The sequence below is a fragment of the Salinicoccus sediminis genome (genome assembly GCF_000986795.1).
Classification (GTDB): domain Bacteria; phylum Bacillota; class Bacilli; order Staphylococcales; family Salinicoccaceae; genus Salinicoccus; species Salinicoccus sediminis.
Window position 1 is genome coordinate 182,710 of sequence record NZ_LAYZ01000025.1, and the last position, 14,154, is coordinate 196,863.

At 49.3% G+C, this 14,154-nt stretch carries 15 protein-coding genes; 5 read left to right on the top strand and 10 right to left on the bottom strand.

What is annotated here, in order from left to right:
- The first annotated feature begins 45 nt into the window (after positions 1–45).
- Positions 46–486, top strand: coding sequence for a YtoQ family protein (locus tag WN59_RS12240; protein WP_046517746.1), 441 nt, complete (start codon positions 46–48; stop codon positions 484–486).
- Here the strand turns inward: WN59_RS12240 and WN59_RS12245 are convergent, their stop codons facing one another.
- Complete coding sequence (locus WN59_RS12245) at positions 487–1,395, bottom strand: LysR family transcriptional regulator (protein ID WP_046517749.1); 909 nt, start codon at positions 1,393–1,395, stop codon at positions 487–489. It lies immediately after the preceding gene.
- 117 nt (positions 1,396–1,512) lie between these two features.
- Here WN59_RS12245 and WN59_RS12250 point away from each other — a divergent pair, with 117 nt between their 5' ends.
- On the top strand, positions 1,513–2,616 hold the full coding sequence (locus tag WN59_RS12250) for a 5-methyltetrahydropteroyltriglutamate--homocysteine S-methyltransferase (protein ID WP_046517751.1): 1,104 nt from the start codon (positions 1,513–1,515) through the stop codon (positions 2,614–2,616).
- A gap of 50 nt (positions 2,617–2,666) precedes the next feature.
- On the opposite strand, the gene nadA is transcribed toward WN59_RS12250, so the two are convergent.
- From nadA to WN59_RS12265, 3 genes are read right to left on the bottom strand one after another with little or no spacing between them, the layout of a single operon-like run.
- A complete protein-coding gene (nadA, locus tag WN59_RS12255) occupies positions 2,667–3,767 on the bottom strand; it encodes a quinolinate synthase NadA (protein ID WP_046517754.1) in 1,101 nt (366 codons plus the stop codon).
- On the bottom strand, positions 3,768–4,601 hold the full coding sequence (gene nadC, locus WN59_RS12260; protein WP_197073422.1) for a carboxylating nicotinate-nucleotide diphosphorylase: 834 nt from the start codon (positions 4,599–4,601) through the stop codon (positions 3,768–3,770). It lies immediately after the preceding gene.
- On the bottom strand, positions 4,552–6,123 hold the full coding sequence (locus WN59_RS12265; protein WP_046517756.1) for an L-aspartate oxidase: 1,572 nt from the start codon (positions 6,121–6,123) through the stop codon (positions 4,552–4,554). The genes nadC and WN59_RS12265 overlap by 50 nt, the downstream gene beginning before the upstream one ends.
- An 84-nt stretch (positions 6,124–6,207) precedes the next feature.
- Between WN59_RS12265 and WN59_RS12270 the strand changes: the two genes are divergently transcribed.
- The gene (locus tag WN59_RS12270; protein WP_046517758.1) at positions 6,208–7,302 is read left to right on the top strand and encodes a cysteine desulfurase family protein; all 1,095 of its coding nucleotides are present in this window, start codon (positions 6,208–6,210) and stop codon (positions 7,300–7,302) included.
- Complete coding sequence (locus WN59_RS12275) at positions 7,299–7,823, top strand: transcription repressor NadR (protein WP_046517760.1); 525 nt, start codon at positions 7,299–7,301, stop codon at positions 7,821–7,823. Before WN59_RS12270 ends, WN59_RS12275 begins: the two co-directional genes overlap by 4 nt.
- A 51-nt stretch (positions 7,824–7,874) precedes the next feature.
- Here the strand turns inward: WN59_RS12275 and WN59_RS12280 are convergent, their stop codons facing one another.
- From WN59_RS12280 to WN59_RS12290, 3 genes are all read right to left on the bottom strand, one after another.
- On the bottom strand, positions 7,875–9,227 hold the full coding sequence (locus WN59_RS12280; RefSeq protein WP_017547555.1) for an alanine/glycine:cation symporter family protein: 1,353 nt from the start codon (positions 9,225–9,227) through the stop codon (positions 7,875–7,877).
- A gap of 140 nt (positions 9,228–9,367) precedes the next feature.
- The gene (locus WN59_RS12285) at positions 9,368–10,390 is read right to left on the bottom strand and encodes a PTS sugar transporter subunit IIC (RefSeq protein WP_046517763.1); all 1,023 of its coding nucleotides are present in this window, start codon (positions 10,388–10,390) and stop codon (positions 9,368–9,370) included.
- A gap of 38 nt (positions 10,391–10,428) precedes the next feature.
- A complete protein-coding gene (locus WN59_RS12290) occupies positions 10,429–11,619 on the bottom strand; it encodes a M20 family metallopeptidase (RefSeq protein ID WP_046517764.1) in 1,191 nt (396 codons plus the stop codon).
- Between the two features lie 80 nt (positions 11,620–11,699).
- Between WN59_RS12290 and WN59_RS13975 the strand changes: the two genes are divergently transcribed.
- Entirely contained in the window at positions 11,700–11,984 is a 285-nt protein-coding gene (locus WN59_RS13975) for an IS630 transposase-related protein (protein WP_156172447.1), read from the top strand.
- Here WN59_RS13975 and WN59_RS12295 read toward each other — a convergent pair.
- The 3 genes from WN59_RS12295 to WN59_RS12305 are packed head-to-tail and all read right to left on the bottom strand — an operon-like array spanning position 11,867 to position 14,128.
- On the bottom strand, positions 11,867–12,685 hold the full coding sequence (locus WN59_RS12295) for a MetQ/NlpA family ABC transporter substrate-binding protein (RefSeq protein WP_156172443.1): 819 nt from the start codon (positions 12,683–12,685) through the stop codon (positions 11,867–11,869). The genes WN59_RS13975 and WN59_RS12295 overlap by 118 nt on opposite strands.
- 26 nt (positions 12,686–12,711) lie before the next feature.
- Entirely contained in the window at positions 12,712–13,398 is a 687-nt protein-coding gene (locus WN59_RS12300; RefSeq protein WP_046517767.1) for a methionine ABC transporter permease, read from the bottom strand.
- Entirely contained in the window at positions 13,391–14,128 is a 738-nt protein-coding gene (locus tag WN59_RS12305) for a methionine ABC transporter ATP-binding protein (RefSeq protein ID WP_046517769.1), read from the bottom strand. Before WN59_RS12305 ends, WN59_RS12300 begins: the two co-directional genes overlap by 8 nt.
- Positions 14,129–14,154: the final 26 nt, after the last annotated feature.

Sequence of the window (14,154 nt, forward strand, 5' to 3'; positions counted from 1 at the left end):
TTTTATATATGATTGAAGTAACAACTATTGGGAGGGAAAAGAAAGATGGAACTTACAATATATCTGGCTGGACAGATACACGATGATTGGCGGGATACGGTCGTACAGAAAGCAAAGGAAAAGGATCTGCCGCTGACCTTCACAGGCCCGCAGACGGATCACGATCTTTCCGATAATATCGGTGAAAATATCCTCGGCGAGCAGCCCGGAAACTATTATAAGGATGATGCAGCTTCTGCCATAAACAATCTGCGTACCCAGGTGCTGATGCAGAAATCCGACGTTGTCATTGCGCTGTTCGGCGAAAAGTATAAACAGTGGAACACCGCAATGGATGCAAGCACCGCCGTTGCGCTTGGCAAACCGTTGATCCTCATTCGCCCGGAAGAGCTGATCCACCCGCTCAAGGAACTGTCGAACAAGGCAAACGTGACGGTCGCGACAGTGGATCAGGCAATGGAAATCCTTGAATACATTTATAAATGATCAGCTCATATGGCGGATCGTATGCTGCAATTCTTCCAAAAAGAGCTTGGCCATCGTGCTGAGCTCTGTTTTTTTGTTGACCACCCATCCGACTTTGATGGTATCCTCTGCCACAAGCGGCACCTGTACAATTTCAGAGTCATCCAGATCATCACTCAGGATGCCGGTGGAGATGGTATAGCCGTTAAGTCCGATCAGCAGATTGAAGAGTGTGGCCCGGTCGCTGACCTGGATGCTTTTCGGACTCGGCAGGGTGCTGTAAATCTCCTCGGAATAATAGAACGAATTGAACTGTCCCTGCTCAAATGTCAGTCTCGGATAAGCTTCAAGGTCCCCGAGTGCCACCGCATCCTTTTTGGCCAGCGGGTTTTTCTGACTGATGAAAATATGCGGCGTTGCCTCAAAGAGTTCATTGAACAAAAGCCCCTTATCCTTCATCAGCTGCAGAAGTACCTTCTCATTGAAAGCACTGATATACATGATACCAATCTCACTTGTCAGGTTTTTCACATCATCGATGATTTCATACGTTCGTGTCTCCCTGATTGTGAACTGGTATTTATCCCCGCCGTATTTGCGGATCGTCTCGACGAAAGCATCCACTACGAATGAATAGTGCTGGGAAGAAACAGAGAACAGCTGCTGTGAAGGCTGTTTATCGAAGTATCTGCTCTCGAGCAGCTCCACCTGTTCGTTGATCTGACGGGCATAACTCAAAAACTCCGCTCCGTCCTGTGACAGCGAGATGCCGGTGGAGGTTCTTGTGAATAAAGTAAAACCCACTTCCTTTTCCAATTCCCTGATTGCTTTTGACAGTGTCGGCTGGGATATGTACAGCCGACGCGCCGCTTCATTGATGGAGCCGCTTGATACGACTTCTATAAAATATTTCAGCTGATGCAGTTTCATCGTTTTCCTCCGTCCCCGTTATAACTTTTTGTTATAGCATACTATTACCTTTAACAGTTACCCTATATCTTACATACATGATAGCATTTAAACAATATTAAAAAGGAGAGGATTCTGATGACAGTAACGCAGGCAAAAAAAGTATACAGGGCCGACCACGTGGGCAGTCTGCTCCGTTCTGAAAAGATCATGGAATCACGCAGGCTGCATGAAGCGGGCGAGCTTTCCGCGGATGGCCTGAGGCAGGTGGAGGACGAAGAGATCGCAAGAATTGTCCAGAAACAAAAGGACATCGGCCTTCACGCGGTGACAGACGGGGAGTTCCGCCGTGCCTGGTGGCATTTCGACTTTCTTGAAAATCTGATCGGTGTCGAAGGGTACTGGGCCGGGGGCGGAATACAGTTCAAGGAACAGCAGACAAAATCCCGGGGCATCAAAGTGAATGGAAAGCTGGATTTCGGCGACCATCCTTTCCTTGCGGATTTCAAATATCTCAAAGAACAGGCAGGAAGCCACACAGCGAAGTTCACCATACCCAGTCCGAGCATGCTGCATTTCCGGGGTGAAATCGACAGACAGGCCTATCCTGATGAAAAGGACTTCTTCAGCGATCTGGCTGCAGCATATAAAAAAGCCATCCGTGCATTCTACGATGCAGGATGCAGATATCTCCAGCTTGATGACACAGCCTGGGCGTATCTCTGCTCCGATGAACAAAAAGAGCAGCTGAGAGAAAAGGGTATGGATCCTGGTTATCTGGTCCGAAAATACCTGGAGACGATAAATGAGGCAGTTTCTGACCGGCCCGATGACCTTAGGATCACTATGCATATATGCCGTGGAAACTTCCGATCAACATGGATTTCCTCCGGCGGATATGAGCCGGTTGCCGCTCATATCTTCGGCAGTCTCGACATTGACGGGTTCTTCCTTGAATACGACACAGACCGTGCCGGTGGTTTCGAACCGCTGCGCCATGTTGACAGGGATGACCTTACAATCATACTGGGACTCATCACCTCCAAGCATGGAGAACTCGAGGATAAGGAGGAAGTGAAGAAACGCATTGATGAAGCGGCAGGTTATGTTCCGCTGGAACAGCTCGCCCTCAGTCCACAGTGCGGTTTCGCTTCGACAGAAGAGGGGAACCTGCTGACGGAAGATGAACAGTGGCAAAAACTTGAACATATCGTGAAAATTGCAGAGGAAGTCTGGTCGTAAACAGACTGGATCGAAAATAAAAAGCAACCTGATGGTTGCTTTTTGTCTTTTTATACAATTGACAGCATACGCTCCAGGCTGACCTTCGAGTAGTGAGCGGTACGCTCATCCACCTTGATGATGTTCGCCCGGTCTCCCTGTACAATCTTATCCAGACACCACGCAAGGTGGGGCAGGTCGATGCGGTTCATCGTCAGGCACGGGCACATGATCGGGTTGAGCGATTCCACTTCCAGATGGGTATAAGTATCCTTCAGCCTGCTGACGAGGTTCATCTCGGTCCCGATTGCCCATTTCGACCCCGCCGGGGCATCCTTCAGCATATCGATGATGTATTTCGTCGAGCCGCTGTAGTCCGCTTTCTGGACGACTTCAAAAGTGCACTCCGGATGCACCAGTACATTGACATCCGGTTTCTTTTTGCGGATCTGGTCGATATGGGCGGGGAAGAACTTCTCATGAACCGAACAATGCCCCTTCCAGAGGATGATGCGCAGATCTTCATCGTCACCTTCATATTCGAGCTTTTTATGGATCGGGTCCCAGACTGCCATATGCTCAAGCGGCACTCCAAGATCGTATGCCGTGTTCCTGCCAAGATGCTGGTCCGGCAGGAATAAAATCCGCCGTTCCTGTTCGAGCGCCCACTGGATGACTTTTTTGGCATTGCCGCTGGTCACACACGAACCGCCCTTCTCTCCGACGAATGATTTTATTGCAGCGGTCGAATTGACATATGTCACCGGCAGTATACCTTCTCCCAGCCTTGCTGTAAGCCTTTCATAACCTAGCACGGCCTGGTCGATATCCGCCATGTCCGCCATGGAACAGCCTGCATTCAAGTCGGGCAGGTACACCGTCTGGTCATCGTCCGTCAGTATATCCGCCGTTTCAGCCATGAAGTGGACACCGTTAAAAACGATATGCTCCGCCTTTTTATTATCCCTGCTGATGCGTGCCAGCTGGAGGGAATCACCCATTATATCGGCAAACTGTGCCACCTCATCCTTTTGATAGTGGTGCGTGGGCATGAAAAGTCTGTCACCCATCTCTTCTTTTATCGCCCTGATTCTTTCTTCCAGTTCTTCATTCGTTGCCTGTATGTAGTACTCCGGAATTCTTTTTGGGATTGTTTCTGTTGGATTGAACATTCAATATACCACCTTTAATGAAAAATCTAGTGCCTGTTGCTGATGGAAGAGGGCACCGATTGAAATATAATCGACCCCAGATTCCGCATAAGCCCGCAGAGTGTCTTCAGTTATACCGCCGGATGCTTCGGTACTGATTGTGTCAGGGACTTTGCCGATGTGTGTTTTGATCCACTCCGGAGAGCAGTTATCAAACATGATGATGTCCACTTTGTTCGTGATTGCCGCTTCAAGCATCCGGGCGTCTTCTATTTCAACTTCGATCCTGTCCATCGGCCCCCGGATCTCTCTTGCCCTTTCCACTGCCCGCGTCATCGATCCCATGAAAGAAATATGATTGTCCTTCAGCATGATGCCGTCATTCAGTGTCCTCCTGTGGTTCTTCCCACCCCCTGCCGTCACTGCATATTTCTCGAACATGCCAAGACCCGGTGTCGTCTTCCGGGTATCTATGACAGTGGCCTCTGTACCTGCAGTGATATCATTCAGTCTTTTTGTCATTGTCGCGATACCGGACATGCGCTGCACCAGATTCAGAACGATACGTTCTGAAGTGAGAATAGAGCGTACATTGCCGCGGATGCGGGCAATTTCATCACCGTTTCTGATTTCTGTTCCATCGGCAGCAAACAGTTCGACAGTCACTTTATCGCCGGTCAGCCTAAAACCCTCTTCAATGATCAAGCCGCCGCAGAAGATACCATCAGATTTAGCAATCAGGGTCGCAGTCCCCCTGGCATCACTGTCAAAAATTCCTGATGCAAGGTCCCCGTAATGATTATCCTCAATATAAAAGCTTCTGAGCTTCTCTCTGATTTTCAACACGTTCAGCAATGAGTTCTTCTCCTTTCATGACTATCTGGATTTCCTGGTTTCTCAATTCTTCATTCTTTTCCGGAAAATCTATGCGGTTATGGCATCCCCGGGTTTCCTCCCTCTGTAAACATCCATGAATCATACTGTAAAAGGTCATGATTTTACAATAGCGTTCCCACCCGCCCAGATCCGTCCTGCGGGGCTCTGCCTGGTCAAGAAGCGCCTGCACTTTATCAAGCATCCTCTTCAGTTCTTCTCCGGACCTCGTAAAACCGATTGTTTCTGTCACTTCATTCAATATTGCATCACACAGCGACGGATCCAAATACGGAATTTCCGGCATTACCGGAGCGATATCATCATGTATATGCCGCTCCGTCCCATTGACGGCAAGTGCCGCTTCGCTGCCGGTGACCAAAGCTTCGAGCAGGGAGTTGCTCGCCAGCCTGTTCGCACCGTGGAAGTTCGTGCCGGCCGCCTCGCCTATGACCCTCAGGCCCGGGATGCCGGTCCACCCGTCGATACCGGCCATGACCCCTCCCATCGTATAGTGCGCCCCTGTTGTAACGGGTATTTTCGCGCATTTCATCTCAGCAGGGAAATACCTCTGTGCAGTCTCATATATGCCCGGGAACCTCCCTTTGAAATCCGCAATCCGGCCTATATCCAAATGGCACCGGTGTCCTTTCCTCTCCTGCCGGTATACTTCAAGGCTTGTGACGTCCCGCGGCGCCAGGTCCTTCAAAGGGTGCACAGTATCCATGATGCGCTCGCCGTCATCATTGACAATCACCGCACCGGCCCCTCTGACTGCTTCGCTGACGAGGCCATGAGTCCGGTTCCGTGACCCCAGCAGAGTCGGGTGGAATTGGACCATTTCCATATGGCGCAGCCGCGCTCCGGCACGCAGTGCCAAAATGTGCCCGGTGCCCATCGTTTCCGATGCTCCGGAATTCGGCGTGAACAAGCCGCTGTATCCACCGGTCGCCAGTACTACCTCCCGCGAAGGATAACGCCGGGCGTTACCGTATTCATCCATTGCAACGACGCCTTTCGCACCATTTTCACCATCCGTCATGATATCGATCACAGTATGCCCCTCATGTATTTCTACAGCACGGTTTTTGAGCCTGTCCAAAAAGAACCGGGTCATCATCTCGCCGGTCCTGTCACCGCCTGCATGGAGAATCCTCGGTATACTGTGTGCGCCCTCCAGCCCATATGCCAGTTCATTTTGTCCATTGCGGTCAAAAATCATGCCATCATCCAAGTAACTCTGTATGAGCCCATGGCTTTTTTCAATCATCTTCCGGATGATTTCCCTGTCCCCCATACAGGACCCGGCTTCGTATGTATCCGACATGTGGCTTTCACCATGATCATCTTCATGGAATGAATAGCAGACGCCGCCTTGTGCGAGTCTGCTGTTATGATCATCAACTCTGTCCTTTGTAAAAAGGAGGACCGTTCTGTTTTCATCCAGAGCGTCGATGAAACTGAGTGCAGCAAGCCCGGATCCAACAACAATTACATCATTCATACATTTACACCTTTATTTACATCATATTTTACATTAATATTGACATTAAATGATGTTGATTACAATACCAAAGGAGAAAATATAATGATTTATTTGGATAATGCAGCAACTACAAAGCCGGATGCACATGTATTGGAGGCATATGCAAAACTGTCCGGGGACATGTTCTATAACAGCGAAAGCCTCCATGGAGGGGGACTCGATGCGAACAGTCTCCTGGAACAGGCGAGAAATTATATAAAGAAGTATTTTGACAGCGGTAAACAGGTTATTTTCACAGGAAGCGGCTCACATGCGAATGAAATTGCGATACAATTGTTGTTGAAGGAAAGAAAGCCGGGCCGTATCCTGATCTCTCCGTATGAACACCTTTCCATCGAGGCAGCCCTTGAACCATATAGTGATATTTACAGCTTCACCATGATGCCGCTCGATCGGAACGGACACATCGACCTGGATAGACTTGGGGAAATGATGGAGGGCGACATTGCACTTGTCGTCATGCAGCATGTGAATTCCGAAACAGGATACCGGCTGCCGGTGGAAGCGGTGGGGGATATGTGCGGTGCCCGGGATATACCTCTCCACACAGACGGCGTACAGGGCGCACACAAAGACGGTATAGACATCGACCGGATCCCCGGCAGCTACAGCTTTTCCGCCCATAAGATCCATGGCACGAAAGGCACCGGCGCGCTGATGATGGACTACCGGTATATGAACGTGCTCAACAGTCATTTCCATCACGAATCAGGTACACAGAACGGCACCCTGGATGTTCCGGGCATCGGGGTGATGGCGATGTGTCTCTCCTCGGCCCCAGGCATAGAGCGGATGCAGAACGTCAGACAATATTTGATAGCAAAAATGAAAAGCATCGGCGTTATAACGCTCGATTTCGACGTCGCTGCCCCGCATATCCTTGCATGTGCAACGCCTTCTATTGAGGGGCAGTATGTGATGCAGGGCCTCTCAAGCAAGAATATATACGTATCCACCGGCACAGCATGCGGCCGGGGACGGGTGGTGAGCAGGGGGCTTGAAGCGTTGCTTGGAGGCAGATACGGGACATCAGGAAATCATTATATAAGGATATCGATTTCAAAGAATACGACACCGGATGAGATTGATACACTCGTTTCCCATATGTATCATATACTACAGGAGGTAAGACAATGACCACAGCAGAAAAGAGAAGGGCGGAAATACTCAAACAGCTGAAAAACACCGGCGATTCCATCAGTGGAACAAAACTGGCTGAGCAGTATGATGTTTCCAGGCAGATAATCGTCAGGGATATTTCAATATTGAAGGCTGACGGACATCCCATCGTTTCCACGAGCAGGGGGTATGTGCACCGGCCGGCTGAACGGCCGGGTAAGCCTTTCAAACGCACGATTGCCTGTCAGCATAACTTTGAACACATGGCAGAGGAACTGCAGATCATCCTCGATAACGGTGCGATGATCGATAATGTATCCATCGATCATCCTGTCTATGGGGAAATGACCGGCGAACTGATGATTGCGACAAACGAGGACCTGACCATGTTCCTCACCCGCATGCATAAAGAGAAAAGCAGGATGCTCGCCAATCTCACCGATAACATCCATCTGCACAGAATATCTGCAGACACAAAAAAAATCCTGGATAATGCCGTCCGTGATCTGATTGAACACGGCTACATCATCCAGGACTGAAATCGTACAAATGCCGAAGGCAGATGCCTTCGGCATTTATGGTCTTTCCTGTCAGCCAAGCTGCTGTTTTTCTTTCTTCCTTATATCGATGAATATCTTCGTCTCTGCTACAACCACACCTGACAGGCCGAGCAGGCCGATGAGGTTCGGTATCGCCATCATAGCGTTGAATATATCGCCCAGATTCCAGACGGTCTGAAGAGACATCGTCGCTCCCGGTATTATCGCCAGTACAAAAATCAGACGGTATAGATATGTGAATTTATCCCCGACTAGATAGGTGAAGCACTTTTCACCAAAGTACCCCCAGCCAAGGATCGTTGAGAAGATGAATGTAAGCAGTGTGACGGCCACTATAAGGTCGCCGTATCCCCCCGGCAGCAGCATTTCAAATGACTGCGCTGTGAGTGCTGCCCCTTCTGCACCAGATGTATACATGTCGGCCATCGTCAGCGATACGCCGGTTATGGAACATACCACTATGGTATCAATGAAAACCTGGGTCATCGATACGAGCGCCTGGCGTGCAGGTACATCCGTACGTGCAGATGCCGCTGCTATACCGCCGGTGCCGAGTCCCGCTTCGTTCGAGAAGAGACCGCGGGCGACGCCCATGCGGATTACAGTACCAAGTGCACCGCCGGCAACGGCCTGTCCTGTAAATGCATCTGTGAAAATAAGTCCGAAAGCAGCCGGGACTTTATCAAAATGAAGAATGAGTATGGCAATACCTGCAATTAAGTAAAATGCGACCATGAATGGTACGAGTATGCCCGCTGTCCGTCCGATGCTCTTGACTCCGCCAAGTATGACCATTCCGACAAGGACAGCCATCACCACTCCTGTCACCCATGTCGGTATGCTGAATACATCAAGTGCAACATCAGACGCTGCATTGGCCTGGATCATGTTGCCGATACCGAATATCGCTGCGAATACTGCAAAGAAGGCGAACAGGACACCGAGCCACTTCTGTCCGAGACCGTGTTCCAAATAATACATCGGTCCACCGGACATTTCACCCTTGTCGTTCCTCTGACGGTATTTTACCCCCAGAACCCCTTCCGAATACTTCGTCGCCATTCCAACCAGCGCAGTCATCCACATCCAGAATACCGCCCCAGGGCCACCGAGGACGACAGCCGTCGCTACCCCGACGACGTTACCGGTACCCACTGTTGCCGCAAGAGCGGTCATCAGTGCCTGGAAGTGTGATATATCCCCCTCACTCTTATCGTCCGACTTGCTGAAAGCCATTTTCAGCGAATAGGGCAGCATCCTGAAAGAAAAGAATGTCAATCTGATAGTCAGGAACAGACCAGTTCCCACAAGAAAGATGATAAGGGGAAGCCCCCATACAAAGCTGCTGACATCTGCTGTAAAATCCGTAAACCATGCACCCAATGTTTTTTCCTCCCTTTATTTGACAATATGCTTAAAATTTATATGAATTTTCTGATAAAGTCAATATAAAATTAATCCATTGTGTTAAAGGAAGGGATTTCTATTAATTCCAGTAATTAAAAAACCGCTCATTGAGCGGTTTAAAGTTTACCTGTGGCATCAAAGTCACTTTTGCGGACTCGGTAATTCCTGAAGATATAGCTTCCGATAAAGCCGGTTATTCCCGAAATGACTGCGACAATGACAGCGTATAACACCACCTGTGAAGCCGGATTGAAACCGAACAGGACAAGCAGTCCCGCAGTCGGAGTCGCTGTGCCCGGCGCATCATTGATAAGGCCGGAATAGGCGATGACCATACCGCTTAAGGCCCCCCCTATGAAATTCGTTGCATAAACCGGAATAGGGTTCGCACTGACAAGATCCGCCTTGGACAGGGGTTCTATGGCTACGGAAATGACAGATTTCAAATCACCGATTTTCAGCTTATGGAAAATCACGCTATTAATGAACGCAGAACCGAACGCCGCCAGGCTGCCGACGGCCATCGGTATGCCTGTAAGACCGAGAAGGGCGGTAAGTGCCATTGAACTGAGCGGCGAGGTACCGACAACGGTGATGATGCCGCCGAGCATCAGCCCCATGATGAGCGGGCTTGTATCGGTGGCTGTTTCAATGATGGTACCTATCTGGAGCAGGGAAGCATCCACCAATGGCGAGATACCCATCCCGATCAGACGTGTAAGCGGCACCAGTAAAATGACGACCAATATGAAATCCAGGCCGTTTGGAATCTTTTTTTCAAAGAATTTAGCCACGAATGAAACTATGTATGCGGCAATCAAACCCGGAATGAGTCCGAGTCCCCCCATGGACACCGCAATTATGGCGGAATTCTGCGCATTGACCTTCATGGTGAGCGCGACAAGGAATGCAACAATCACCCCGCTGAGGAGTCCTGCTTCAAGCCCTGTCTCCTGGAAGAATTCAATCCCGAAAATATCTCCAATGACGAATCTCTGCAGAGCCTCGACCAGAAACGTCGCAATTGCGGCTCCGGCCAGTGCACCCATGACATCCGCCCCGTAAGGTGCGTAATAAGTAAATATGGTAAAGAACACAAGTATCACAAGAAGCAATAATATTCCGGTTATCTGTTCCATTAATGTTCCCCTATCGAAAAAGCATACAGCAAAGAAGATTATTCTTTGCTGTCACCATTCAAGTAATTTATCGCGGCACTTCCAACCGCCTGTGCTGCAATGAGCAATGCATCTTCGTTGATGTCGAATTTCGGATGATGATGCGGGTATACGTCGCCGTCCGGCGCCGCACCAATGTAAATAAAGCAGGAAGGCAGTTCTTTCGTATAATAGGCAAAATCCTCAGATGGCGGCTGCGGCTCACATTCCTCCACAGAAGTGACAGTAGGCAGATCTGCCGCTTTTATCGCCGAAGCAATCTGACGTGTAAGTGCCGGATCATTGTAAAGAGTAGGGTAGTCATCCTTATACTCGAGTACATTCGTAACACCGAAAGTCTCTTCCAGGCCAGAAGAGATACTTTTGATTTCACTCTCTATGGTTTTCTTCGTCCTATCCCCCATTGCCCGGACATCACCTTCAAGCACCACCTGGTCCTTGATGACATTGAAGACGCCTTTACCATCAAATGATCCGATGGTCACCACACCGGACTCGAAAGGATTCAGTCTCCTGGAGACGATCGTCTGGATTTCAGACACGAAATGGGCGCCTGCTACAATCGGGTCATTGGCAAGATGCGGCGAAGAGCCATGTCCCCCGGATCCCTTTATCGTAAGCTTGAAAAATCCGCGTCCTGTCATCGATTCCTCTTCCCGGTATAGAACTTTCCCGGTTTCCATGTTGCTCATTACATGGGCCCCAAGCACATCGTCCACACCATCCAATACACCATCAGCAATCATCTGCCGGGCCCCGCCCGGCGGAAGTTCCTCGGCATGCTGATGGATGATGACAATCCTGCCCTGAAGTTCATCCTTCATTTCTATCAGAGTCTCTCCCAGTATGAGCATATATGCGGTATGTGCATCATGTCCGCATGCATGCATGACGCCTTCATTTTTGGAGGCGAAATCCAGGCCGGTCTCTTCAAAGATTGGCAATGCATCAAAATCTGCTCTGAGAGCAAGTGTCCTGCCGGGTTTTCCGGTATCTACCGTCACCTTGACTCCATTGCCGCCGACCCCTGTCTCGACTTCGGCATCTTTATCCTTGTAAAAATCAGCGATATATCTGGCAGTTTCAGTTTCCTGAAATGAAAGTTCAGGATTTTCATGCAGATACCTCCGTATGGCGATCATACGCTCTTCCTTTTCCTTCAGACGTGCCAACAGTTTCCCGAGTATCATTAAACTCCCTCCAACCTTATAATCATGGATTTTACAATACATATTAATAAATAATTTAGTTCTAAAGCAAAGCTTTCGCCATCAATGTAAACAACAATACCAAAGTTCAACTTATAAATACAGCAAAAATACAAAAAATTCGTAAATATGAAATTTTATATCAAATAAAACAGCTCAAAATGACAATGAAAAAACGTCATGACATAACAAAAGGCCGGAGATTTTCATCCCCGGCCATCATTCACTCTTATTCAATTTCGAATGCAGGTTCCAAATGCCCGTCCTCTTCAAGCCCGGAAAGGAAGTCATGGACTTCCTGCGATGTGAATGCTTCTTTCGCTGCCTGCACCGCTTCGCTGTCCTGATTATCTTCACGGGCTACAAGCTGTATTGCGAATGTATTATCCTCATCCTCCTCAAGGAATAAGGCATCATCCGGCGTCAGTCCGACACTTTCTATATAAGTAGGGTAGTTGAACACAAGCTCAACCCCGTCTTCATATGCGCCCGTCAGGTTAAGCAGGTCGATATGTGTGAATTCAAGATTATGTGGATTCTCTTCAATATCATCCACCGTCGCCTCATGGCTGACATCCGCAGACAGGGTGATCAGATCATGCTGTTCAAGTATCATCAGTGCACGCGCCTCATTCGTTGCATCCGCCGGGATCGCCACCTCGGCACCGTCCTCGATATCCTCGATGGAATCATATACCGGTGAGTAATAGCCTACAATCGCATTATAGATTGGCTGCAGTGCAACAAGGTTCCCGTCTTTTTCATTATTGAACACTTCCATGAAAGGTTCGTGCTGGGCAAAACTTGCATCCACCTCTTCATTCAGAAGTGCCTCATTGTATTGAATGTTGTCGGATACTTCAACAAGTTCAATCTCGTAAGGCTCCTCGATCGCATCACCTGCAATCTCAACAACATCCGTCATCGGCGGAAGGTGTGAAGCGACTTTGACGACATTGTCCTCTTCAGAGGCATTCTCTTCTCCGCCTCCGCCGCATCCTCCCAGCAATAGTGCAACTCCTGTGAAAAACAACCCTTTTTTCAACATATATGATTCTCCTCTTTAAATTTGATTTATCTTTTATCCAGCCTGGCTGCGAGTTTCAGTCCGAGCCACTGGGCAATGATTACAAATACGATGATGACAGCGATAGCGCTATACATGATATCCGTTTCATAACGCTGGTAGCCGTAGCGTATGGCAAAATCACCGATACCGCCGCCGCCGACTACACCCATGATGGTGGAGTAGGATATGAAACTGACGAATGCAGTGGTAAAACCGATGATAAGGGAACTCCTCGCCTCCACGTACAGGAATTTCCAGACCAGCTGCGGCGTCGTCACGCCCATGGATCTTGCTGTTTCAAGCACCCCTTTCGGAATATCATGAAGGGACTGTTCCACGAATCTTGCATATAATGCAATCGCGATGAGCATCATCGGGAATGATGCGGCGACGGGATCGCCTGTAGCGCGTCCGTAAAAATAGCGGATGAGGGGCTGCATGACCACTACAAGCAGCAGGAACGGGAATGAACGGACGATATTGACGAAGATGTTCGCAACCTGATACAGGAATTTATTTTCAAGCGGCTTGCCTTTGGATGCGAGATAGAGCAGGGTGCCGAGAGGCAGGCCGAGCAGGATTGCAGCAACCATGGCGAATATCATCATTATCCCTGTCTCGTACAGGCTTTCGCCAAGACGGGGGGCGTATTCGATGACGCGTTGTATGTAGACTTGCAATGCTTCAGGCATCCTGCAGCACTTCCAGTACACGTTCATGATATGACAGTTCCGGACGTCCCCTCACCGAACGGTTCACTTCAATGGTGTCAATCAATCTTCCGCGCTCCATTACCGCTGCCCGCCGGCACAGCTGCTTAATCACACCAAGTTCGTGCGTTACGATGACCACCGTCATGTCAAACTCCTCCTGTGCCCGCCTCAGAACATCCACAATCTCATCGGTCGTATTTTCATCGAGGGCTGAAGTGGGTTCGTCACATAGCAGTATTTTCGGCCTCGTCACCAGAGCCCTTGCGATTCCCACGCGCTGTTTTTGTCCCCCGGACAATTCCGCCGGGTAGCTGTCCCGCTTATCGTCCAGGCCGACAAATTCGATCACCTCATCGACTGACAGGGGTGTTTTATACTTGTGGAGTGTGAGAGGCAGCCTGATATTGGCCTTGACTGTCTTGTTACTCAGCAGATTGAAATGCTGGAAGACCATGCTGATATCCTTCTGGTGCTGCCGCAGGGCTTTCTTACCGAGCGTAACGACATCTGTACCGTCTACCGTCACCTGCCCCGAATCTGGCGTTTCAAGCGCGTTGATGAACCGCATCAACGTTGACTTCCCGGCACCACTTTCGCCGATTATACCGAATATTTCCTTGTTCTGTATCGACAGTGTAATGCTGTCGACCGCTTTAAAATCTCCATTTTTACCGGCAAAAGATTTTGTTGCCGCTTTAATGTCAATCAAACCACAACCACCTTCCATTACTGTTC

Bases quoted from the DNA above. Each gene is read 5' to 3' on its own strand.
- WN59_RS12240 (WP_046517746.1), top strand. From the start codon at position 46: ATGGAACTTACAATATATCTGGCTGGACAGATACACGATGATTGGCGG.
- WN59_RS12245 (WP_046517749.1), bottom strand. From the start codon at position 1,395: ATGAAACTGCATCAGCTGAAATATTTTATAGAAGTCGTATCAAGCGGC.
- WN59_RS12250 (WP_046517751.1), top strand. From the start codon at position 1,513: ATGACAGTAACGCAGGCAAAAAAAGTATACAGGGCCGACCACGTGGGC.
- nadA (WP_046517754.1), bottom strand. From the start codon at position 3,767: ATGTTCAATCCAACAGAAACAATCCCAAAAAGAATTCCGGAGTACTAC.
- WN59_RS12265 (WP_046517756.1), bottom strand. From the start codon at position 6,123: ATGAATGATGTAATTGTTGTTGGATCCGGGCTTGCTGCACTCAGTTTC.
- WN59_RS12270 (WP_046517758.1), top strand. From the start codon at position 6,208: ATGATTTATTTGGATAATGCAGCAACTACAAAGCCGGATGCACATGTA.
- WN59_RS12275 (WP_046517760.1), top strand. From the start codon at position 7,299: ATGACCACAGCAGAAAAGAGAAGGGCGGAAATACTCAAACAGCTGAAA.
- WN59_RS12285 (WP_046517763.1), bottom strand. From the start codon at position 10,390: ATGGAACAGATAACCGGAATATTATTGCTTCTTGTGATACTTGTGTTC.
- WN59_RS12290 (WP_046517764.1), bottom strand. From the start codon at position 11,619: ATGATACTCGGGAAACTGTTGGCACGTCTGAAGGAAAAGGAAGAGCGT.
- WN59_RS12295 (WP_156172443.1), bottom strand. From the start codon at position 12,685: ATGTTGAAAAAAGGGTTGTTTTTCACAGGAGTTGCACTATTGCTGGGA.
- WN59_RS12300 (WP_046517767.1), bottom strand. From the start codon at position 13,398: ATGCCTGAAGCATTGCAAGTCTACATACAACGCGTCATCGAATACGCC.